General features: G+C 65.4%; 21 protein-coding genes. 15 read left to right on the forward strand and 6 right to left on the reverse strand.

The genetic code is table 11. The features are described from left to right. Nucleotides 1-298 precede the first annotated feature (298 nt). On the reverse strand, nucleotides 299-685 hold the full coding sequence (locus ACZ5MJ_RS23970; RefSeq protein ID WP_464226152.1) for a nuclear transport factor 2 family protein: 387 nt from the start codon (nucleotides 683-685) through the stop codon (nucleotides 299-301). A 158-nt stretch (nucleotides 686-843) separates the two neighbouring features. On the opposite strand from ACZ5MJ_RS23970, the gene ACZ5MJ_RS23975 reads away from it, so the two are divergent. The 4 genes from ACZ5MJ_RS23975 (at nucleotide 844) to ACZ5MJ_RS23990 (ending at nucleotide 3,097) form a co-directional block, all read left to right on the forward strand. Beyond that, the gene (locus ACZ5MJ_RS23975; RefSeq protein ID WP_464226153.1) at nucleotides 844-1,419 is read left to right on the forward strand and encodes a TetR/AcrR family transcriptional regulator; all 576 of its coding nucleotides are present in this window, start codon (nucleotides 844-846) and stop codon (nucleotides 1,417-1,419) included. 181 nt (nucleotides 1,420-1,600) lie between these two features. Continuing rightward, entirely contained in the window at nucleotides 1,601-2,236 is a 636-nt protein-coding gene (locus ACZ5MJ_RS23980; protein WP_464226155.1) for a 2OG-Fe(II) oxygenase, read from the forward strand. 194 nt (nucleotides 2,237-2,430) lie between these two features. Then, nucleotides 2,431-2,823: a hypothetical protein gene (locus ACZ5MJ_RS23985; RefSeq protein WP_464226156.1), complete on the forward strand. Its 393-nt coding sequence runs from the start codon at nucleotides 2,431-2,433 to the stop codon at nucleotides 2,821-2,823. 133 nt (nucleotides 2,824-2,956) lie between these two features. After that, nucleotides 2,957-3,097, forward strand: a complete 141-nt coding sequence (locus tag ACZ5MJ_RS23990; RefSeq protein WP_464226157.1) for a hypothetical protein — start codon at nucleotides 2,957-2,959, stop codon at nucleotides 3,095-3,097. A gap of 91 nt (nucleotides 3,098-3,188) precedes the next feature. Here ACZ5MJ_RS23990 and ACZ5MJ_RS23995 read toward each other — a convergent pair whose 3' ends face one another. From ACZ5MJ_RS23995 to ACZ5MJ_RS24005, 3 genes are read right to left on the reverse strand one after another with little or no spacing between them, the layout of a single operon-like run. Further along, entirely contained in the window at nucleotides 3,189-3,779 is a 591-nt protein-coding gene (locus tag ACZ5MJ_RS23995; protein WP_464226158.1) for a cyclic nucleotide-binding domain-containing protein, read from the reverse strand. A gap of 52 nt (nucleotides 3,780-3,831) precedes the next feature. Further along, nucleotides 3,832-4,725 carry an SDR family oxidoreductase gene (locus ACZ5MJ_RS24000; protein ID WP_464226159.1) on the reverse strand — a complete coding sequence of 298 codons (894 nt, stop codon included), beginning with the start codon at nucleotides 4,723-4,725 and terminating at the stop codon, nucleotides 3,832-3,834. Nucleotides 4,726-4,774: 49 nt separating this feature from the next. After that, nucleotides 4,775-5,518, reverse strand: a complete 744-nt coding sequence (locus ACZ5MJ_RS24005; RefSeq protein WP_464226160.1) for an SDR family oxidoreductase — start codon at nucleotides 5,516-5,518, stop codon at nucleotides 4,775-4,777. Between the two features lie 125 nt (nucleotides 5,519-5,643). Here ACZ5MJ_RS24005 and ACZ5MJ_RS24010 point away from each other — a divergent pair, with 125 nt between their 5' ends. Together ACZ5MJ_RS24010 and ACZ5MJ_RS24015 are read left to right on the forward strand one after the other, a co-directional pair. Beyond that, nucleotides 5,644-6,540 (forward strand): LysR family transcriptional regulator, encoded by an 897-nt coding sequence (locus tag ACZ5MJ_RS24010; RefSeq protein WP_464226161.1) that lies wholly within the window; start codon nucleotides 5,644-5,646, stop codon nucleotides 6,538-6,540. A gap of 57 nt (nucleotides 6,541-6,597) precedes the next feature. Beyond that, nucleotides 6,598-8,031 (forward strand): pyridoxal phosphate-dependent decarboxylase family protein, encoded by a 1,434-nt coding sequence (locus tag ACZ5MJ_RS24015; RefSeq protein ID WP_464226162.1) that lies wholly within the window; start codon nucleotides 6,598-6,600, stop codon nucleotides 8,029-8,031. 198 nt (nucleotides 8,032-8,229) lie between these two features. Here ACZ5MJ_RS24015 and ACZ5MJ_RS24020 read toward each other — a convergent pair whose 3' ends face one another. After that, nucleotides 8,230-10,131, reverse strand: coding sequence for a potassium transporter Kup (locus tag ACZ5MJ_RS24020; protein WP_464226589.1), 1,902 nt, complete (start codon nucleotides 10,129-10,131; stop codon nucleotides 8,230-8,232). A gap of 329 nt (nucleotides 10,132-10,460) precedes the next feature. On the opposite strand from ACZ5MJ_RS24020, the gene ACZ5MJ_RS24025 reads away from it, so the two are divergent. The 9 genes from ACZ5MJ_RS24025 to ACZ5MJ_RS24065 all read left to right on the forward strand — a co-directional run bounded on the left by ACZ5MJ_RS24025 (nucleotide 10,461) and on the right by ACZ5MJ_RS24065 (nucleotide 19,319). Then, entirely contained in the window at nucleotides 10,461-11,591 is a 1,131-nt protein-coding gene (locus ACZ5MJ_RS24025; protein WP_464219317.1) for an IS110 family RNA-guided transposase, read from the forward strand. 679 nt (nucleotides 11,592-12,270) lie between these two features. Continuing rightward, nucleotides 12,271-13,476 (forward strand): amine dehydrogenase large subunit, encoded by a 1,206-nt coding sequence (locus ACZ5MJ_RS24030; RefSeq protein WP_464226163.1) that lies wholly within the window; start codon nucleotides 12,271-12,273, stop codon nucleotides 13,474-13,476. Next, nucleotides 13,473-14,030 carry a MauE/DoxX family redox-associated membrane protein gene (locus ACZ5MJ_RS24035; RefSeq protein WP_464226164.1) on the forward strand — a complete coding sequence of 186 codons (558 nt, stop codon included), beginning with the start codon at nucleotides 13,473-13,475 and terminating at the stop codon, nucleotides 14,028-14,030. Before ACZ5MJ_RS24030 ends, ACZ5MJ_RS24035 begins: the two co-directional genes overlap by 4 nt. A 32-nt stretch (nucleotides 14,031-14,062) precedes the next feature. Next, nucleotides 14,063-14,650, forward strand: coding sequence for a methylamine dehydrogenase accessory protein MauD (gene mauD / locus ACZ5MJ_RS24040; RefSeq protein WP_464226165.1), 588 nt, complete (start codon nucleotides 14,063-14,065; stop codon nucleotides 14,648-14,650). Nucleotides 14,651-14,669: 19 nt separating this feature from the next. Beyond that, nucleotides 14,670-15,185: a methylamine dehydrogenase light chain gene (locus ACZ5MJ_RS24045; protein WP_115213751.1), complete on the forward strand. Its 516-nt coding sequence runs from the start codon at nucleotides 14,670-14,672 to the stop codon at nucleotides 15,183-15,185. Continuing rightward, on the forward strand, nucleotides 15,182-15,628 hold the full coding sequence (locus ACZ5MJ_RS24050) for a c-type cytochrome (RefSeq protein ID WP_464226166.1): 447 nt from the start codon (nucleotides 15,182-15,184) through the stop codon (nucleotides 15,626-15,628). Before ACZ5MJ_RS24045 ends, ACZ5MJ_RS24050 begins: the two co-directional genes overlap by 4 nt. Nucleotide 15,629: 1 nt before the next feature. Further along, nucleotides 15,630-16,058 carry a c-type cytochrome gene (locus tag ACZ5MJ_RS24055; protein ID WP_464226167.1) on the forward strand — a complete coding sequence of 143 codons (429 nt, stop codon included), beginning with the start codon at nucleotides 15,630-15,632 and terminating at the stop codon, nucleotides 16,056-16,058. Between the two features lie 53 nt (nucleotides 16,059-16,111). Next, complete coding sequence (locus tag ACZ5MJ_RS24060) at nucleotides 16,112-17,611, forward strand: aldehyde dehydrogenase family protein (protein ID WP_464226168.1); 1,500 nt, start codon at nucleotides 16,112-16,114, stop codon at nucleotides 17,609-17,611. 265 nt (nucleotides 17,612-17,876) lie between these two features. Then, nucleotides 17,877-19,319, forward strand: coding sequence for an amidase (locus ACZ5MJ_RS24065; RefSeq protein ID WP_464226590.1), 1,443 nt, complete (start codon nucleotides 17,877-17,879; stop codon nucleotides 19,317-19,319). 166 nt (nucleotides 19,320-19,485) lie between these two features. Here ACZ5MJ_RS24065 and ACZ5MJ_RS24070 read toward each other — a convergent pair whose 3' ends face one another. Then, the gene (locus ACZ5MJ_RS24070; RefSeq protein WP_464226169.1) at nucleotides 19,486-20,490 is read right to left on the reverse strand and encodes a helix-turn-helix domain-containing protein; all 1,005 of its coding nucleotides are present in this window, start codon (nucleotides 20,488-20,490) and stop codon (nucleotides 19,486-19,488) included. Nucleotides 20,491-20,763 lie beyond the last annotated feature (273 nt).

Consider the following 20,763-nt stretch of genomic DNA (forward strand, 5'->3'; position numbering starts at 1 on the left):
CCGGTTGCACACTCCGGCCCTGCCATCACAGGGGCGGACGTCTCCAACTTAGAGCGCAATGGTGTCCCATGCAAGGGACGTGGTGCCGGGTTTGACGTCGGGATTTGACTGCGCAGTAACTCCTGGGTTTGACGGCGGCAAAGTGGCTCTGTTCGCCTTACTGGGGCGAAGTGTCTGCGCTGTCGGCCAGTTTTATCGCCAGGATGCGGCCATCGACGTTTCCGACGCCTTGCTGTAGTTGGGCAGTGTGCCATCCATGTAGCCTTCCAGCGACATGGCGCCTTACCTCAAGCACGCCCTAAGGAAACATCGCATTACCGTTGGCGGCTTGCTGTGCCGGCACTTCCTCTTGCAGTACGTCCCAGTGCTCGACCAGCTTGCCATCCTCTAGCCGGAAGATATCGACTGCGACCACCGGCTTGGCCGTCCAGCCGACGTAGCGACCGTGGATCATGACCAGATCACCGTCGGCAACCAGCATGCCGGGCTGATAACTGAAGTCCTCGGGCAGACCCGCGATCATGGCCGGTATGGCCTCCCTGCCGTTGGGAATGAGGGGATTGTGCTGGATGTAATGCTCCGAGAAGAGATGCATCACGCGAAGCGGTTCGCGGTCCACGAAAACAGCCTTCATCACCTCGGACACGATTTCCCTGTTGCGCGCCCGTACGTCGGCTTCGATCATCGACAAACTCCGTTTCAAGATTCAAGAATGATCAACCACTTTCATAGTGATCGCCATGAAAAATAGAGTAGGGGATTGCCGTCAGGGTGTCAAATACTTTAGTATCGATCACTATGAAAGTTACTCCTGCCAGCCGCCGCCCCAAGACGGGGCGCCCTTTGTCCTTCGATCGTGATGCTGCCCTGGAGGCCGCGATGTTGCTGTTCTGGCGCAATGGCTACGAGGCAGCGTCGATCAGCGATCTCACCGCCGCAATGGGGATCACCCCGCCGAGCCTCTACACCGCCTTCGGCGACAAGAAGCGGCTGTTCCTGGAGGCGGTATCGCGTTATCTGACCCGCCCTGGGCTCGACGTGCAGCAGTTCCTGCCTGCCGCCCCATCGGCGCGGGAAGCGATTCGACGCCTGCTCGACAGCGCGACGGTCGAGCAGACCCGCAAGGGCCTGCCACGCGGCTGCATGCTGATGAGCGCGGCGGTCGGCTCACCCGCCGAAGGCGAGGTGCAGGAAGCCGTGATCGCCTTGCGCGGCTTGGTGGAAAATGCCCTGCGCGAGCGAATCGAGCGCGGCATCGGTGACGGCGAACTCCCTGTGCACACGGACGGCGCCGCGCTGGCGAGCTTTTATCTTGCCATCCTTCAGGGCATGTCCACCCAGGCACGTGACGGAGCCAGCCGCAAGAAGCTGGCCGCTCTAGCCGACGCCGCAATGGCTGCGTGGCCCGGGCGGGCATAAGCGCTAACCGGTGCGAGACCCAACTGCCGGACCCATGCGGCGACCACACGGAGAGCCGGCCACAGGACCCGTAAGAAGTCGGTGTTACTATCCTTCGTTCAGATCAGCCCCCCCTTGCCGATACCCGCCTCGGATGCCCGTTCGAATTTCCACCCAGCACCTTCGTTCGAAGGAACAGGCAGTGACCCGATCACACCCCCCCGCGCGTTTCGAAGCCCCCGGAGATGAATATCATCGACGTATCGTGGATGCCATTCATGACCATGGCTGGTCGGAACAGGACAATTTTCTTCCACCGGATTTGACGCTCGCGCTGGCGTCGGAATGTGCAGCGCTTGCGGCGGCCGCGACGCTCACGATGGCGCGTGTCGGCCATGGCGCGGCGCGTTCGCTGCAGCGCCATGTGCGCGGCGACCGGATTCAGTGGTTGGAGGCGGGCCAGTCCGAAGCCCGCGACCGGTATCTGGCGATCATGGAAAAGCTACGTATTGCGTTGAATCGCGGGCTCTTTCTGGGACTCGAAGAATACGAAAGCCACTTCGCATACTACGCCCCGGGCGCTTCGTATCTGCGACACCGCGATCAATTTCGCGATGACGATAGCCGCACGGTGTCCGTCATCGTCTATCTGAATGCGGACTGGCTGCCTGAGCACGGCGGTGCATTACGGCTACATCCAGAGGGCTTGGGCACGCAGGACATCTTGCCAGTCGGCAGCCGGATCGCAGTGTTTCTATCCGCCGACATGCTGCACGAAGTATTGCCTGCGACGCGCGACCGCATGTCGCTCACGGGATGGTTTAGACGCCGCTCATGATCTAACAGGCCGGCCATACTTGGCGGCTCATTCCGGCAGGTAACTGCTGGTCTCCCTTCGACGAAGGTCCCAGTCCGGCCAGAAGCGGCCGGTCCGGAATCCCTCTAGTTGCGTCCACCGACTGAACGTCAGCTAGACTGAGCTACCCCAAACCGCTCTCATCAATCATGCAATGCACAGGCAGAAGGCTGGCCATGATCGGCATGCTCCTGTTGGCGGGCGCTGCATTGGCTCAGGCATCGCGGGCAGACAATCCCGTCGAATCAGCGCATCGGGCGGGGCCGAAGGGCCTTGAAGGTTGGACAGTGAGCTATCCCTTGGCGGGCGGTCAGAGCTACCCCGCCACCTTGGTTATCGCCCAGCGGAGGCATGTTATCCGTCGAATCCAAGGAGATCCATTTGTGTGGAGATGGATGTTTTGGGAAAACGGAAAACAGGTCGCCTATGAGACTGGATCGTTGCACTTCAACATGGCGTGCAGGCTAGTTGACATCGCAAGTGGCCGACAACTGGCGAATCTCGATTGCTATCGCGAACTCGCCGAGGATGCCCCTACTTGGGAGAAAGCCTTGCGGGACGCCAAGTAAATTGGCAATCACACCGCGCGTTGGATCTGCCGCAGTACATCGCGGCTGGCGACAATAGGCCAGGCCGACCGCCCAATCCAATGCTATCGAACGGCCGAAACGGTTCGGCCGGCCGCGAAGTTTGGAATCGGCCGTGCGAGGGCGGCGGCACAAGGGCATGCCGTATGGCGGCTACAAGAGTTTCGGAGTGGGCCGTGAGGAAGGTATCGAGGAAATGCTCAGCTATATCGAGACCAAGGCGATCAACCTCGTCGGCCCGTTCGGGTACAGGTAACCGGAGACCGGGACGCCGGGAGCGGGATCGGGGGGCGCAGGCAAAATCGCCCCCCGATCTGCCCCACGGTGTTCCCTCGCCCTTCCCAAGGCTATCGCGCATCCAGTCCGGCCTGGTCACGATCCCGGCTGCTGCCAGGCCTTGTCGCGGCTGGTACGTCGGCAAAGATCTCGCGATAGTAGCGATAGCCCTCGGCCAGGTGCTGGTCAAAAGCAAAGCCCTGCGCAAGCATGTCGTCGAAATCGGCGCGCGTGATCTGCATGACGTAACTGTGTTCCGTGGTGACCAGGCGGCAACCTCCGGTCACCTGACGCGCGCTGAACCACTTTCCTGCGTCCGCATGGCCTGCCGGGTAACTGTGGCCGTCATGCTCGAGCCGCCATCCTCCGTCAAGCAAAATCCAGAGATCCGGGGAGGTGACAGGGTCATCCTGGCATTGCGCGATGACGGTACCGGCTTCGGCCTCCCACTCGCGCGAGTGGCTGACCGTCAAGCGCAACTGCGGCGTCGACAAGCTGGTGAAGAACGGTGTCTTGCGCAACAGGTGCAGGTAGGTGATCGAGGCTTTCATGGGTTTCCCCTGTGTGGCGGCGGCATCGTCGCGCCGCGTTGGCTGCGCATCGCATGCGCTGATCAGCGCCGGCAGCAATGCTGCGGACGCAAGGCAGATCCATCGCTTCATGGTCATCTCCAGAAGGCAGGCACGGGCCCTGACAGGCCCGCGCTGCATTTGCCTACCGGCTGACCCTGGCGTCGAGCAGGTCGCCCATGCCGATCCGCCTGGCGAAGTCGATCCGTACGCGCTCAGACACTTCCAGGACTTCCCGGGCTCCATCACCGACGAAATCGATCAACGCGCGCATGGGGCGGGACCCCGGCGACATGCCCACGATCCGCACGATCTCGTCGGCCACGGCCTGCGGGTCGGCGTCGTCGGGCGTCAACGCGGTCAGGCGTTCGCCGATCTGGTCCATGACGCCGTCATAGCGGCTGTAAGTTGCGGCCCTTGCTGCATCGGCCGGCTTGCCCGCGGTAGGAAAATGCGACGTGCCCCTGGTGAACGCGCCGGGGACCACGATCGAAGTCTCGATGCCGAAGCGCGCGATCTCGTAGGCCAGCGTGACCGCGAGGGAATCCATTGCCGCCTTGGCCGCGCCATACGGGCCCATGAACGGCGGGAAACCGCCCTTGGTTGTGGTGCTGCTGATCCACAGCATCAGGCCAGCCTCACGCTCCCTCATGTACGGCAGCACCGCGCGGTTCACGCGTTGCGCGCCGAACAGGTTGGTATCGAAGACCCGCATCATTTCCTCGGGCGTGAACGCTTCGGTGGGCCCCACCACCAGATGGCCGGCGTTCTGCATCACCACGTCGATGCGGCCGTGCTCGCGGACAATCGCCGCAGCCGCGGCGTCGGCCGATTCCTGCGACAGCACATCGAGCTCAAGCGGGTGCAGGGTCACGCCGCGTTCGGCGGCCCATTGCCGGACTTCGTCCGCGCGGCCTTTGTTGCGGCCATCGATGTCGCGCATCGATGCGTACACCACGTGGCCAGCCAGGGCCAGCGTTTGTGCGGACAGCTTGCCAATGCCGCTGCCGGCGCCAGTTACCAGGACAACTTGTTGCATGATCGAACTCCTGTTCAGTGACGATGGAGGGATTGGAGGGTGCGCCCGGTCAGGCGACGCCGCCATTGGCACGCAGGATCTGGCCGTTCACCCAGCCCGCATCCGGGCCGGCGAGGAACGACACCACGCCGGCAATGTCGTCGGGCTGGCCCAGGCGCTGCAGCGGCGGCATCTTTGCGAACGCCTGGATCTGTTCTGCAGTCTTGCCATCGAGGAACAGCGACGTTGCGATCGGCCCCGGCGCCACCGCGTTCACAGTGATGTTGCGGCCGCGCAATTCCTTGGCGAACACGTGCGTGAACGACTCGACCGCTGCCTTGGTCGCGTTGTAGACCGCATAGCCGGGCATATTCAGGGCCAGCGTGGTGCTGGAGAAATTGACGATGCGCCCGCCGTCGTTGAGGCGCGCGGCGGCTTCGCGCAGCGTGTTGAAGGTGCCGCGCACATTGATGCCGAAGGTCTGTTCAAAGAGCGCGTCGCTGGTGTCGGCCAGGGGCACCGTCTTCAGCACGCCGGCGTTGTTCACCAGCACATCGACCTTGCCGAGTTGCTGTTCGACGATTTCGAACATGCGCCGCACTTCACCGGCGTCCGAGACATCGGCCTTGACGGCGATGGCCCTGGCGCCACCCGCCTGCAGGCTGGCGACGAGCGCATCCGCCTGGGCGGGGCTTGAAGCGTAGTTGACCGCCACGGCGAAGCCGTCCTGTGCCAACCGCTGCGCGACAGCGGCGCCGATACCGCGCGATGCACCGGTCACGATGGCGACTTCGGCGTTGTTGGCTTGATTCATGATCGTTTCCTCACTTGGGGTTGGTGGTGAAACGAATGGTGGATCATTCCGTTCAAAAGATAATTGCAATCAAGCTGGTAACATATTTCCGTTCGCTTTAACAATAGATCCCAAGAGAGTGCCTGATGGATCGCTTCCAGGAAATGCAGGCCTTCGTGCGTATTGCCGAGCGGCAGAGCTTTACGCAGGCGTCCGACGACTTGCAGATACCTCGTGCGACCGTCACCAACCTGATCAAACGGCTGGAACAGCGGCTCGGCACGCGGCTGCTGGAGCGCACCACCCGCACGGTGCGGCTGACACATGACGGCGAGGCGTACTACCGCCGCTGCGTGCGGCTGATCGCCGATCTGGAAGAAGCCGAGGGGTCGTTCCGGAACACGGCGCCCAAAGGGCTGCTACGTGTGAATCTGCAAGGGACGCTGGCCCGCCATTTCGTAGTGCCGGCGCTGCCGGATTTCCTGGCCCAGTACCCGCAGATCGAACTGCAGATCGGCGAAGACGACCGCCTGGTGGACCTGGTGCGCGAAGGCGTCGATTGTGTCTTGCGCGCAGGCACGCTGCAGGACTCATCGATGGTAGGCAGGCAGATCGCCCTGCTGGAGCAGGTGACCGTCGCCAGCCCCGGCTATCTCGCGAAATTTGGCGAGCCCGCCGACTTGCTGGCACTGGCGGCGCATCGGGCGGTGAACTATGTCTCCAGCGCGACCGGCAACGCAATCCCGCTCGAATTCACCATGAACGGCCAGGTGACGCCGGTTCAGCTCCCCGCGGTCGTTTCGGTAACCGGCGCCGATCTCTACACCGGAGCGGCGGTAGCCGGGCTGGGGCTGGTGCAGGTGCCCCGCTACCGGGTGGCAGCGGAACTGGCGTCGGGTCGCTTGAGAATTGTCCTGCCGGACTTCCCGTGCCCGCCGATGCCTGTCTCTGTCCTGTATTCGCAGAATCGCCAGCTCTCGTCGCGGGTTCGGGTCTTTGCGCAATGGCTGCGCGAGATCTTTGCGGCAGGAGACGACACCTAAGCGCGGATGGCCCTCTTCTACGTCTATAAATGAAGAATCTTTCCGACAGGGGCTGTCATGTCTGACGAATACCGCGTGGCGCTCGAGCAGGCAAGTGCCTTGGCGTTGGCATTCCACGACTCACGTGCGAGCCGAAGGCCGGGCGCGACTGCCAGCTTCGATGAATTGTGGGCGGCGCTGGACGGAGCGACACCTGAAGACGGAATGGTTGCCCACGAAGTCATCCGGCAGCTAGCCGAGGGGGCAGACGCGGGCCTTATGGGGGCGGCGGGACCACGCTCCTTCGCCAAGGTGACGGGCGGCTCCCACCCGGTCGGCGTTGCAGCCGACTGGCTGACGAGCATATGGGGACAAAACGGCGGGAGCTACCTCGGGTCTCCCGCCAACGCAGTGACCGAGCAAGTCGCTGCGCGATGGCTGCTTGACCTCCTGTCGTTACCGGCGGACTGCTCAATTGGCTTCACCACCGGCGCGACCATGGCAAGTTTCGTGTGTCTCGCCGCAGCGAGAGGTAAGGTATTACGCCAGGAGGGTTGGAATGCTGATGCTGACGGTCTGTTTGGCGCGCCCGCGATCAACGTATGTATCGGCGACGATGCGCATGCCACTATCTTTACCGCTTTGCGCTACCTTGGGCTTGGTCACAATCGTGTCATTCGTATCCCCACGGATGACGCGGGGCGCATGCGGGTCGCCGCGCTGTCCAGCGCGTTGGCGTCTTGTGAGGGGCCGCTTATCGTGATCGCGCAAGCAGGCCAGATCAACACCGGCGCGTTCGACCCAATCAACGAGATCGCGGACGTCGTACATAGCCACGGCGGATGGCTTCACATCGATGGTGCCTTTGGTTTGTGGGCACGAGTGAGCCCCGCGTTGATCCATTTGACGGCCGGCGCCGAGTATGCGGATTCGTGGGCGGTCGATGGTCACAAGTGGCTGCAAGTCCCGCACGACTGTGGTTACGCAATCGTCCGGGACGCACAAGCCCATCGGCAGGCCATGGCGTTTGAAGCAAGCTACCTTCCCCCCGGCGGCGAAGCATGTCGGGAACCGTTCCACTATGTGCCCGAACTGTCGAGACGCGCGCGTGGGTTCGCGACCTGGGCCCTGATCCGCGCACTCGGGCGGAGCGGCATCGCGGCGATGATCGAGCAACACTGTCGTTTGGCCCGGCGCATGGCGGAACGACTTACGTCCGAGCCTGGCGTGGAGATCCTTAATCAAGTAGAACTGAACCAGTTTGTTGTGCAGTTCGGTAGCGGGGAATCGCCTGAGCGCCGCGATCAACTGACAAAGGCCGTCGTCGAAAGCATTCAGGCCGCGGGTGTCTGCTACCTTGGTGAGGCCGTCTGGCACGACCGCCTCGTGATGCGCTTCTCCGTCATTTCCTGGGCGACGACCCAGCAAGACATCGATCAATCCGCCGATTCGATTGTAGCGGCTTGGCGACAGGTGAGTGCCGGCATGAGCCGTGGGCGAGCAGAGCGGTGATCGTATTCCCCGAATGGCGGCAACTATTCTGAAGCGGGAGAATCCATGTCGGAGCACGAGACCATTTTTTTGGTCCGATCGCCCGCGCCGCTGTAAGGGCAGCGGTTGAATTGCGAGTGCCCCTTTCACCGTTTTCGGAAGCGGGCGTCCACGCCCGGTGCAGGCGTGTGCCCGATAATTCTCTGGTTACGAAAAGATCTATAACTGGACCTGCGTGCCAATCTCGATCGCGCGATTTGCCGGAATGTTGAAGTAATCGGCAGCATTGCCAGCGTTCCTGGTCATCGTGGCAAACAGGCGTTCGCGCCATGACGCCATGCCACTGGGGACGCTGGCCACAGGGACGATGGTCTCGCGGCTCAGGAAGAACGAGGTATCCATGATGTCAAACGCCAGGCCAGCCGCCGGAGGCAGCGCAGCGAGCGCCTGCGCAACATCGGGCCGGTTCATGAAGCCGAAGCGCAGCGTGATCCGGTAGCAGGCGTGTCCGAGCGCTTCGACGGCCGCGCAATCGGTTACCGGCACCGATGGCACATCCTTCATCTTCACGGTAAGAAACACGACGCGCTCGTGCAGCACCCTGTTGTGGTTGAGGTTATGCATCAACGCATGCGGCACCACATCCGGTGTCGGGGTAAGGAACACCGCCGTGCCCGGCACACGCGGCGGTGGTGAGAGAAACAGCGAATCCAGGAACGACTTAAGCGGTACGTCGGTGCTCTGGAGCCGCTCCAGCAGGGCTTTCCGGCCGCGAACCCATGTCAGCATCACGACGAACATCGCGGCCCCGACAACGAGCGGGAACCAGCCACCTTCGGCAACCTTCAACAGGCTGGAGGAGACGAAAGCCATATCCACCGCGATAAAGAAGCCGGTTGCGAACAGGCTTAGCAGCAGGTTGTAGCGCCAACCGTAGTGGATCACAAAGAAGGTGAGAAGCGTTGTAGCCAACATCGTTCCGGTGACCGCGACACCGTATGCCGAAGCGAGATTGGACGAAGATCCGAACCCGAGCACGGCAGCCAGGACCGCGACCAGCAAGATCCCGTTGAGCGTCGGTATGTAGATCTGACCGATCGCTCGCTCTGAGGTGTGCACCACGTTCATGCGTGGCAGATAACCCAGCTGGATTCCCTGCTTCGTCAGCGAGTAGGCACCCGAAATCGTCGCCTGAGACGCGATCACGGTTGCGGCGGTTGCAAGGGCAACCATCGGATACAGGGCCCACGACGGAAAGAGCAGGTAAAAGGGGTTTTCGATTGCCTTTGCATTGACAATGATCAGCGCACCCTGCCCCAGGTAGTTGAGCGCCAGCGCCGGGAATACCAGGCCGAACCAGGCCAGGCGAATCGGGGCGCTGCCGAAATGCCCCATGTCTGCGTAGAGCGCTTCGGCACCGGTGAACGCGAGCAACACCGCCCCAAGCACCGCGAACGAGGCGAACCCGTGCTGCGTAACGAAACCGAGGGCATGCAGCGGGCTAAGCGCGCCCAGGACAGCGGGGTACCGGGCGATGCCTTGGATGCCCGCGGCGGCAAGGGCGAGAAACCACACGATCATGACCGGCCCGAACAGCGCGCCGATGGCGGCGGTGCCATGCCGCTGGAACAGGAACAGCGCGATCAGCACACCTACGGATACCGGCAGGATGTAAGGCTGCAGCGCGGTAGTGCCCACCTCGATGCCTTCGAGCGCCGAGAGTACCGACATCGCGGGCGTCAGCACGGCATCACCATAGAAGAGCGACGCGCCGAACAGCCCTACGAGCAGGATCAGCGTCGGGGAGCGACCAACCTTTTTCACTGACGACAAGGCAAGCGCGAGCAGTGCCATGATGCCGCCCTCCCCCCTGTTGTTGGCCCGCATGATGAGGATCACGTATTTGAGCGAAACGACAACCATCAGCGCCCAGAGGATCGCGGAGATGCCGCCAAGTATGTTCTCGGTGACGAGGGGAATTCCGTGGCCTGGATTGAAGGTTTCCTTGACTGCATAGAGGGGGCTCGTGCCGATATCGCCATAGACGACGCCCAGGGCAGCAAGCGTGAGGGCTGCGCGGGATTGCTGCAGGTGCGTGTCGCCCGGCGTTTCACCGGTAATGGCATAGGAATCCACCGCTGCTCCTCGATATCCTTGACCCCTCAAGCGCCGATCCGGCTCTTGCTGCACCGCAAACGAGGTCGCCGCTGCGGTCGCCTGCCAACCCAGTGTCTGCCTGGCCGTAGCCACCGCAAAAGCGGTCTGCGTAGCACCCCGGCACCTTCATCCTCCCGACATTGAGAGCATAGACGTTGAACTAGTCAATATGACTCCCCTGGAGGGCAAGAGGGCTGGCCCGCCGCGAGGAATCTAACGCGGGTTAGCATCACTGCCAGAGCCGCATGGTGTGGACAGTGCCACACCCGGCGATTTCCAGCACGGAGGCCAGCATGGAACACGATATCACTTTGTATGTCGGGTTGGATGTCCATAAGGACTCGATCACGGTCGCCTATGCACTCGGCATGGGTGAGGTCGAGCTGCTTGGCAAGATCGGTACCTCGAAGGCCGATATAGACCGCCTGTGCAAGCGCCTGCAGTCCAAAGCGCGCCGGATCCGCATCGTCTACGAGGCCGGCCCCTGCGGCTATGGCCTTTACCGACAGCTTGCAGGGAAGGGATTTGAGTGCATGGTGTGCGCGCCGTCGCTGATCCCGAGGAAGCCCGGCGAGCGCGTCAAGACCGATCGGCGCGATGCGGTCAAACTGGTGCGATCGCTGCGCGCCGGTGACCTCTCGGCCGTGTACGTGCCCAGCGTCGAAGACGAAGCATTCCGGGATCTGTCCCGCGCGTGGGTCAGCGCCAAGGACGATCTGAAGCGGGCCCGACAAAGGCTAAAGGCCTTTCTGCTCTCGCACGGTGTCCGCTACACCGGCAGAGCCGACTGGGGACCAGCGCACCGCCGCTGGATTAGTGCCTTTGCCTTCGATGCCGTGTGGCAACAACTTGCCTTTGACGAATATCGACGTGCCATCGAGGATCGGCTCGCGCAATGCAGCCGTCTCGAGGCGGCCTTGCGCGAAGCCGTGGTCAACTGGCGCTTCTATCCGGCCGTACTCGGCTTGCAGGCCATGCGCGGCGTGCAGTTCACCACCGCGATAGGCATGCTCGCCGAATTGGGCGATCTCTCGCGCTTCGCGCATCCGCGCCAACTGATGGCCTGGCTTGGCGTCGCACCCTCCGAACACTCATCGGGGGACAAGCGGCGCCAAGGCAGCATCACCAAGAACGGCAATAGCTATGCAAGAAAGCTGCTGATCGAAGCCGCCTGGAGTTACCGGCACCCGGCACGGGTGAGCCCCGAGATTCAGCGCCGGCACGAAGGCATTCCCAAGGCCATCGTTGACCGGTCCTGGGACGCCCAGGTTCGACTGTGCCGGCGCTATCGGAAACTTGCCGCGCGCGGCAAGAACCCGAACATTGCGGTGGTTGCGGTGGCCCGCGAACTCAGCGGGTTCATCTGGGACATCAGCCAGCTCGCCATGTCGCTTGCCGTACCGAATCAGGCGCAGACAACCTAACCCAGCGCCCGATATCAACCTATCTGACACCTACGGTAGAAGCCAGTTTCCTGAAGGCGGCGTAGCCCGGCACACGAGCAACCCGCGCGATGGCTAAGCAATGGATTTGATCCGACTTGCGGCACTAGATAGCGGCAGGCTCATTGGGCGGACCTCTGTAATGCGGTAACCAACCCGCGGATATCAGCGTGATCCACCGTCGAGACTTACTGCTACGTCGCCCTCAGGAAATTGAATGGAGGAACAACATCCAACTGTGAAACTAAATCAAACCAATCTCGATTGACACGGGGAGTCATATCAGCCAACAGCATTGGTGTCGGCCAGGAGTCGCAGCTTTTTTTGACTGCATGGGCGCCTGTCACGGCGAATGGGGGCTCCGGGCTTTCAGCAAGAAGCCGGTCTTTCTGCAAGCGCCGGGCCGAACTGCACTGCCGCTGACGGCCCACTGTTGCCAAAAACGGATATCCGCGCTGGTACATACCGGCCCCGCCGAAGGGCCGCCCGCACGACTGCCCAGCCGCGTGCCCGCGCGTCCTCGCCCTATGCCCCTGCAAGGCCGGAGCAAGGGCCTTGCGGTTAGGTACATTCCCCGGTGTGGCGATTGCCGATTCCGGCTAACGCCCCGGTGGATCCGCTTCATAGACTGCCTGCATTCCGGTATCGACAGGAGACAGTCGTGAAGCACACAAGCAGGAGGGCAAGCCGCGCCGTCAGTACGCGGCGGCTTGCCAGATCCGCCACCCTCGCCGCCTTCCTTGGCCTGTCGCTGGCCATGGCCGCGAGTGCCGCAAGCGCCGCAGACCTGCCGCCGGAAACGCTCGCCATGGCGAAGCTGGCGCCGGCCGACGAGAACCGCCTCTATATCTCCGACGTAGCCTTCCACCACATGGTCGACGGCCGCCTGCACGTGGTGGACGGCAAGCGGATGAAGTACCTGGGGCTGGTGCCGACCGGCTTCGGCGGGCAGTCGCTGCTGTCGCCGGACAAGCGCACCATCTACGTGGTCTCGACCTTCTACCCGCGCCTGTCGCGCGGCGAGCGCACCGACGTGGTCAGCCTGTACGATGCCGACACGCTGGCCTACCGCAGCGAGATCGTGATTCCGCCGCGCCACGCGCAGTCGCTGAATTACCGCGGCATCATCGCCACCTCGGCGGACGGTCGCTTCCTGTATGTGCAGAACGCCACGCCGGCCACTTCGGTCAGCATCGTCGACCTGAAGGAAAACAAGCTCGCGTCCGAGGTGCAGACACCCGGCTGCTGGGGCATCTTTGCCAGCGCGGCTTCCAGCCAGCGCTTTCAGACCCTGTGCAGCGACGGCGCCATGCTGACTGTCACGCATGATGCCAACGGGCAGCCTGCCGGCCAGAAGCGCAGCGCGCGCATGTTCGATCCGCAGGAGGATCCGGTCTTCCTGCATTCGGAGCGCATCGGCAACACGCTCTACTTCGTCTCCTTCAACGGCAACGTCTATACCGCCGACGTGTCGGGCGAGACCCCGTCCTTCGGCAAGCCCTGGCCCATCGTCAGCGCCGCCGATGCCAAGGCCGGGTGGAAGCCGGGTGGCTACCAGCTGTTCGCGCTGCACGCCGCGACGCAGCGGCTCTACGTCGGCATGCATCCGAAGAGCCGCGAAGGCTCGCACAAGACCCCCGCGGCCGAGATCTGGACCATCGACCTGGCCAGCCGCACGCGCGTGGCGCGCGCGCCGGGACAGAACGCGCTGGCGCTGACCATCACGCAAGGCGCCACGCCCACGCTGTATGCGCTCGATGCCGCCAAGGCCGGCGTGGTCGCGCTCGACCCCGCCAACCGCCTGAAGCCGGTGGCGCGGCTGGATGGCGTCAGCGAGAACGCGGTGCAGGTGGAGGCCCACCAATGAACGCCGCCACGCTGATCGCTGACCCCATGGTCACTGCCGCTTGCAGCGCGGCCGCGGCGCTGGTGCTGCTGCTGTCGGTGATGCCCAAGCTGCGCGCATTCGAACGCTTCCACGCTGCCTTCGATGCGTACCGGTTGCTGCCCGCCGCGTGGAGCCGTGCCGCGGCGGTGGCCTTCGTCGCAGCCGAAGCCGGTGCCGCGCTGCTGCTGGTCGCGCAACCGCTGCAGGCGACGTCCGCCGTCGCCGGCTTTGCCGTCGTGGGGCTTGCCACCGCCGCGGTGTGCATCAACCTGGCACGCGGCCGGCGCGATATCCGCTGCGGCTGCGGCAGCGATGCCGACAGCATGCCGCTGTCCGCTGGCCTGGTGATGCGCAATCTCGCATTGCTCGCCGTGCTGGCCACGGCGGCGGCATCCGCCGCGACCGCCCCGGCACGCGCGCTGGCGCCGCTCGACTTTGCCGGCGCCGGCTTCTGCGCGCTGGCCCTGCTGCTGATGTGGCTCGCGGCCACGCAATTGCTGGCCAATGCGGGACGCGCCCGTGCCCGCGCCTGAACACCTTTTCCATTCTTCTGACCGAGACCGTCATGACTGCTCTTGTGATTGCCAATATCGTGCTCTGGATCGCCGTGCTCGCGCTCCTGCTTGGCCTGTATGCGCTGGCGCGCCAGGTCGGCATCCTTTATGAACGCGTGGCCCCGATGGGCGCGCTGGTGATCGACGCCGGCCCGCGCGTCGGCCAGCCGCTGCAGCCCTTCGCGCTGCAGGACGTGCGCGGCGGCGATGTCGCCGTGGGCGGCCGGCAGGCTGCCGCCACGCTGCTGTTCTTCCTGTCGCCCACCTGCCCCGTCTGCAAGAAGCTGATCCCGGTGCTGAAGTCGATCCGCGCCAGCGAGCGCAACTGGCTGCGCGTCGTGCTGGCCTCGGACGGCGAACAGCCCGAGCACCTCGCCTTCCTGCGCCAGGCCGGCCTGGGCGAGTTCGAGTACGTGCTGTCGAAAGAGCTCGGCATGCACCTGCAGATCGGCAAGCTGCCTTATGGCGTGCTGCTCGACCAGCAAGGCACGCTGCGCGCCAAGGGCCTGGTCAATTCGCGCGAGCAGCTGGAAAGCCTGTTCACCGCCATGGAGCTGAACGTGGCCTCGGTGCAGCAGTTCCTGGAAACCCACGCCTGAGCGCACGGAGGAAAACATTATGTGGTTCGACAACCTCTTCGAGCGCCAGACGCGCCGGGCCGCACAGCGCGTCGGCCGCCGCAGCGTGCTGGCCACGCTGGGCAAGGCCATGGTAGGCGGCCTGGCGCTGCCGGTGCTGCCCTTCGACCGCAGCGCGCATGCCGCGGCCGCGCACGGCGCGCGCACCGGCAAGCCGGCTGATGAAACCTCATGCGACTACTGGAAGTACTGCGCGGTCGACGGCTTCCTGTGCTCGTGCTGCGGCGGCAGTTCCACCACCTGCCCGCCCGGCACCGAGCCGTCGAAGGTGTCGTGGGTCGGCACCTGCCGCAACCCCGCGGACGGCAAGGACTACATGGTCAGCTACAACGACTGCTGCGGCAAAACCACGTGCGGCCGCTGCGAATGCAACACCAACGAGCGCGAGCGCCCGGGCTACAAGCTCGGCGTCCATAACGACGTCAACTGGTGCATGAGCAACAGCAGCACCATGTTCCATTGCACCACCTCGATCATTCTGGGAGTGCAAGAATGAAGCGCCTCGGTTTCCTCGCCGCCAGTGCGGCGCTGCTGGGCACCATGCCCGCCACCGCGGCCGACCTGGCGGCGCAAGGCAAGGACCTGTTCGCCGCCAACTGCGCGGCCTGCCACAACACGGATGCCTCCGGCATCACCGGGGTCGCGCCGCCGCTGGCCAATGCGCTGCGCGAGCGGCTGGGCTCGTCCGCCGGCCAGGCCTACCTGGCCAATGTGCTGGTGCACGGGCTGGCCGGCCCGATCGAATCGCAGGGCCAGTCCTTCAATGGCGTGATGCCGCCGTTTGCCGCGCTGCCGGATGCTTCATTGCTGGCGGTGATGGCATGGCTCAACACGCAGAACGGGCAAGCTGCCGCCGCCGACGGCGCCGAACTGCTGGCCAAGGCCCGCGCCGAGCGCAAGACGCCTGGCGCGGTGCGCAAGCTGCGCGAGGCACGCTGACATGGCACGCGCCGTTCTGCGCCACGTATTGGCCTGCATGGCGGCTTGCATGACGGCCAGCCTCGCTGTCGGCGCGGCCCACGCCGAAGGCAGGCTGCAGCACGGCCAGGCCAGCTACATGCTGCATTGCTCCGGCTGCCACCTGCCCGACGCCTCCGGCAAACCCGCGGCCGGCATTCCCGACATGCGCATCACCATACCGCAGCTGCTGCGCACGCCCGCGGGCCGCGCGTTCCTGGTGCAGGTGCCGGGCACATCCGGATCGGCCCTGACCGACGCGCAGATCGCCGAGCTGATGAACTGGATGCTGCCGGCGTTGACCGGCCAGCGCGACGTTGCCCCGTACACGACGCAGGAAGTGACCCGCTACCGCAATGACCGGCTCGACGACGTGGCCGCGCACCGCGCCGCCATCCTGTCGGGCCGCTGAACCGACATCCTGATACACCGACAAACCGACAAACCGACAAACCGAGGAGACCCATGGACACCCGCACCGACCTGCTTCTGGCCGCCACCCGCGCCTTCCTGCAACGCCCCAAACGCATGCTGATCGACGGCCAGTGGCTGGCCGCCGCCGACGGCGGGGTCTTCGCCACCGAAGACCCCGCCGCGCAGACCACACTGGCCGAGGTAGCCGCGGGCAAGGCCGCCGATGTCGACGCCGCGGTACAGGCGGCACGCCGCGCCTTCGAGCACGGCGCCTGGGCCGCGATGCGCCCGTCCGACCGCGAGCGCCTGCTGTTGCGCCTGGCCGACCTGGTCGAGGCCAACGCCGATGAGCTGGCCCAGATCGAGGCACTCGACAACGGCAAGCCTGCCGCCATGGCGCGCGCGGTCGACGTGGCCGGCGCCGCCGGTTTCCTGCGCTACATGGCCGGCTGGGCCACCAAGCTGCATGGCGAGAGCCTGGACGTATCGGTGCCGCTGGTGCGCGAGCGCGAGTTCGTGGCCTTTACGCGGCAAGAGGCGGTGGGCGTGGTCGGCGCCATCATCCCGTGGAACTTCCCGCTGCTGATGGCCGCATGGAAGCTGGGACCGGCGCTGGCCTGCGGCTGCACGGTGGTGCTCAAGCCGGCCGAGGAAACGCCGCTGTCGGCGCTGCGCCTGGGCGAGCTGGTCATGGAAGCCGGCTACCCGGCCGGCGTGGTCAATATCGTCACCGGCGACGGCGCGCATTGCGGCGCGGCGCTGGCCGCGCATCCGGGCGTGGACAAGATCGCCTTCACCGGCTCCACCGAGATCGGCAAGCTGGTCGGCGGCGTGGCCATGCAGCGGCTGGCGCGGGTGACGCTGGAGCTGGGCGGCAAATCGCCGGTGATCATGCTCGACGACATGTCGCCCGCGGCGGCGGCAGCAGGCGCCGCGCAGGCGATCTTCTTCAACCAGGGCCAGGTATGCACGGCAGGCTCGCGGCTGTACCTGCCGCGCAAGCATTTCGATGCCACGGTCGAGGCGCTCGCGGGCATCGCCAACGGCTTCCGGCTCGGCGCCGGCATCGAGCCGGACACGACCATGGGGCCGCTGGTCTCCGCGCGCCAGCGCCAGCGCGTTGCGCACTATGTGCAGGCAGGCGTACAGGACGGCGCGCAACTGGTCTGCGGCGGCCCGGCAGAGATGCCGCGCGGGCATTTCTTCCGTCCGACGGTGCTGGCCGGGGCGCCCGAGAGCGCCAGCGTGGTGCAGGAAGAGATCTTCGGGCCGGTGGTCGTCGCACTGCCCTACGATGAGATCGATGAGGTGGTCGGCCGCGCCAACGGCACGCCGTTCGGGCTGGCGGCGTCGGTGTGGTCGAACGACCTGTCGCGGGTGCACCGGCTGGTGCCGCGCATCAAGGCCGGCACGGTCTGGGTCAACTGCCATAACCTGCTAGACAACGCCATGCCGTTCGGCGGCTTCAAGCAGTCGGGGCTCGGCCGCGAGATGGGCCGGGCGGTGTTCGACCACTATACCGAGACCAAGTCGGTGATGATCGCTGTCTGAGCGCAGCGCATTCCTTGTTCCGACGAGAGCGACCATGAAGACGAATCCCTCCATCCCCGCCACCGCCACCACGGCCCCCACCGCCCCCCTGCCGCAGCCCGCCCGCCGCCAGTGGCTGGGCCGGCTGGCCGGCGCCGCACTGACCACGGCTGCCGCCGGCGCCACCGCTTCCGCCATCTCGCGCCCGGCTGCCGCCGCGCCTGCCAGCGCGGGCGGCAATCCTGCCGGCGGGGCTGCCGACGGCGCGCCGGACCCGATCGTGATGATGCCGTCCTGGCAGTTGTCGCGCGAGATCCATGCGCGCCGGGTCTCGTGCCGCGAGGTCATGACGGCCTACCTGGCGCATATCGAGCGCGTCAACCCCGCCACCAACGCCATCGTCGCGCTGCGCGAACGCGACGTGCTGCTGCAGGAAGCCGCCGCCGCCGACCAGGCGCTCGCCGGCGGCAGATCGGCCGGCTGGATGCACGGCATGCCGCAGGCGCCCAAGGACCTGGCGCTGACGCGCGGCATCCGCACCACCTTCGGCTCGCCGATCTTCAAGGACAACGTGCCGACCACCGACGCCATCATCGTCGAACGCGTGCGCAAGGCCGGCGCCATCCTGATCGGCAAGACCAATACGCCGGAGTTCGGGCTCGGCTCCCAGACCTTCAACCCGGTCTACGGCGCCACCCGCAACCCCTACGACACCACCCGCTGCGCCGGCGGCAGCAGCGGCGGCGCGGCCGCGGCGCTGGCCATGCGCATGCTGCCGGTGGCCGACGGCAGCGATTTCGGCGGCTCGCTGCGCAACCCGGCCGGGTATTGCAATGTGTATGGCTTCCGTCCGTCGATGGGCCGCGTGCCCTATGGCCCCACGCCCGAGGTCTTCATCCAGCAACTGGGCTACGAGGGCCCGATGGGCCGCACCGTGGCCGACGTCGCGCTGCTGCTGGCCACGCAGGCGGGCCCCGATCCGCGCACGCCGCTGGCGCTGGAGCGCGACCCGGTGCTGGCCGGGCTCACGCCGGACAACGTGATGGCAGCGCTTGCCGCCAACCTGAAGGGCAAGCGCGTGGCGTGGCTCGGCAACTGGGACGGCTACCTGCCGATGGAAGATGGCATCCTGGCGCTGTGCGAGCAGGCGCTGCAGGCCTTCCCGGCCTTCGGCGTGTCGGTCGAGGCGATCAAGCCGCCGTTCGCGCCGGAGCGCCTGTGGAAGACCTGGCTGGTGCACCGCCACTTCCTGGTCGGCAACGGCATGCTGCCCTTCTACCGCGACCCGGCCAAGCGCGCGCTGCTCAAGCCCGAGGCCGTGTGGGAGATCGAAGGCGCGCTCAAGCTCAGCGCCGGCGACATCTATGCCGCCAGTGCGGACCGCAGCGCCTGGGCGCAGGCACTGCAGCAGGTCTTTGCCAACCATGACTTCATCGCGGTGCCGACCGCGCAGGTGTTCCCGTTCGACGTACGCGAGCCGTGGCCCAAGGCCATCGCCGGCAGGCAGATGGATACCTATCACCGCTGGATGGAAGTGGTGTTCCCGTGGACGCTGTCGGGCTGCCCGGTCATCAGCGTGCCGGTGGGCTTCAGCCGCGACGGGCTGCCGATGGGCATGCAACTGGTCGGCCGCCCGCATGACGACCTTGGCGTGCTGCGCCTGGCACGTGCCTACGAGCAGGAGCGCGACTGGGTGGGGCGCCACCTGCCGCGTGCGATGATGGCCTAGTGTCCAGTTCCGTGGATAGCTTGCCAAAATGAAATCGTCCAGTTGGTCGTCAGGCTAGGCGCGAGGAGGCGCCATAGCCGTAGCTATGGCAACGACGAGCAACAACGCATGGCGGCCAACTGGGCGATTTCATGGCAAGGTATTTGCGGAACAGGACACTAGTTGCCTAGCCGCTATTGCGGCGCCGTGCCAGGGTCTGCGACGGCAGCTCGCCGAAGAAGACACGGTACTGCGCCGCGAAGCGCGGCAGGTGATGAAAGCCGAAGCGTGCCGCCACGGTCCCGACCGGCTCCGCCAGGCCGGCGCGCAGCGTCTGGCGTACGCCGTTCATGCGCACCGCGCGCACGAAATCCAGCGGTGCGAGCCCGGTGACTTCGTTGAAGCTGTACTGCAGCGTGCGGCGCGATACGCCCAGCTGCTCGCACAGGGCCAGGATGCTCCAGCCGTGGTCGGGCGTGGCGCGCACCAGCGCATAGGCGTCGGCCACCAGCTGACGACGGGCGCCGGCGGTGGGCAACGGCTCGCGCGACCGGGCGCCGTCATCGATCAGCGCGGTCGCGGCGGCCAGCAGCAAGGCATCGCGAATCGCGCCTTCCACAAAGCGGTTGCTGAACACTTCAGCGTCGATCGCCGCGGTGGCCAGCACCGACAGCAGCGCGGCGCGCAACTCGTTGCCGACCGCCGGCCGCAGCTGGCGCACCCTGGCCATGGCGCCGAGCGGGCGCGGCTCGCCGGCGGCCAGCGTCACGGCGCGTTCCAGCGCCGGCAGCGGCATGGTCAGTCCGGCCAGGTCCAGTTCGCGCGGGGTGCGCATCGCCAGTGCCTGGCCATTGCCCGCGCACAGCAGCGCGTGGCCATGCATGCGATAGCCGTGGAACCAGCCGTCATCGCATTGCATGTGCGGCAGCGCCAGCGAGACATAGCCGCGTGCCGCCTCACCCTCCTCCAGCAGTGCCTGCGTAGTCTGTTCGCGGAACACGTGGACATCGCCGTAAGTCACCTGCGAGACCTCGGCGCGGAACACGCCCGGCGTCAGCTGCTGATAGCGCTGCTGCCAGCCGTTCAGCTCGGCCGCCGCGGCCTGCGCCTCGTCGGCAATGACATGGCGCAGCACACGCGGCGCGGATGCGTTGGCGGGCTGGTCGGCGGGAGGCGGTTTGTTCGGATGCATGGGGGCCGCTGGACTTGTGCACCACACATCACCCCGGAAGAGACGCAGGTGATTCTGTCGGGGTGTGCCCCCTTTTTGTGGCGTCTTGTCGGCGGCGTGTGCGGCGGATCAGTGTAGCGAACAGCGCGTGCCCCGCGGAAGCGGGAGAACCCTGAGCCGGCCTCACCCACGACGCCGTGTTTAAGGCTGGACCGGGGCGCATCTGGCGAACATGCCGGCCCTTCCACATCGGCTGGCTATTGATACTGCATAGCTTTCGCACCGGGCCCGCAC

The sequence above is a fragment of the Cupriavidus sp. LA-1 genome (assembly GCF_055385985.1).

Coding starts and splice junctions, on each gene's coding strand:
- ACZ5MJ_RS24050 (WP_464226166.1), top strand. CDS start 15,182: ATGAAGCGCCTCGGTTTCCTCGCCGCCAGTGCGGCGCTGCTGGGCACC.
- ACZ5MJ_RS24000 (WP_464226159.1), bottom strand. CDS start 4,725: ATGCAACAAGTTGTCCTGGTAACTGGCGCCGGCAGCGGCATTGGCAAG.
- ACZ5MJ_RS23995 (WP_464226158.1), bottom strand. CDS start 3,779: ATGAAGCGATGGATCTGCCTTGCGTCCGCAGCATTGCTGCCGGCGCTG.
- ACZ5MJ_RS24010 (WP_464226161.1), top strand. CDS start 5,644: ATGGATCGCTTCCAGGAAATGCAGGCCTTCGTGCGTATTGCCGAGCGG.
- ACZ5MJ_RS24025 (WP_464219317.1), top strand. CDS start 10,461: ATGGAACACGATATCACTTTGTATGTCGGGTTGGATGTCCATAAGGAC.
- ACZ5MJ_RS24060 (WP_464226168.1), top strand. CDS start 16,112: ATGGACACCCGCACCGACCTGCTTCTGGCCGCCACCCGCGCCTTCCTG.
- ACZ5MJ_RS24035 (WP_464226164.1), top strand. CDS start 13,473: ATGAACGCCGCCACGCTGATCGCTGACCCCATGGTCACTGCCGCTTGC.
- ACZ5MJ_RS24015 (WP_464226162.1), top strand. CDS start 6,598: ATGTCTGACGAATACCGCGTGGCGCTCGAGCAGGCAAGTGCCTTGGCG.
- ACZ5MJ_RS24055 (WP_464226167.1), top strand. CDS start 15,630: ATGGCACGCGCCGTTCTGCGCCACGTATTGGCCTGCATGGCGGCTTGC.
- ACZ5MJ_RS23985 (WP_464226156.1), top strand. CDS start 2,431: ATGATCGGCATGCTCCTGTTGGCGGGCGCTGCATTGGCTCAGGCATCG.
- ACZ5MJ_RS24045 (WP_115213751.1), top strand. CDS start 14,670: ATGTGGTTCGACAACCTCTTCGAGCGCCAGACGCGCCGGGCCGCACAG.
- ACZ5MJ_RS23970 (WP_464226152.1), bottom strand. CDS start 685: ATGATCGAAGCCGACGTACGGGCGCGCAACAGGGAAATCGTGTCCGAG.
- mauD (WP_464226165.1), top strand. CDS start 14,063: ATGACTGCTCTTGTGATTGCCAATATCGTGCTCTGGATCGCCGTGCTC.
- ACZ5MJ_RS24065 (WP_464226590.1), top strand. CDS start 17,877: ATGCCGTCCTGGCAGTTGTCGCGCGAGATCCATGCGCGCCGGGTCTCG.
- ACZ5MJ_RS24070 (WP_464226169.1), bottom strand. CDS start 20,490: ATGCATCCGAACAAACCGCCTCCCGCCGACCAGCCCGCCAACGCATCC.
- ACZ5MJ_RS24005 (WP_464226160.1), bottom strand. CDS start 5,518: ATGAATCAAGCCAACAACGCCGAAGTCGCCATCGTGACCGGTGCATCG.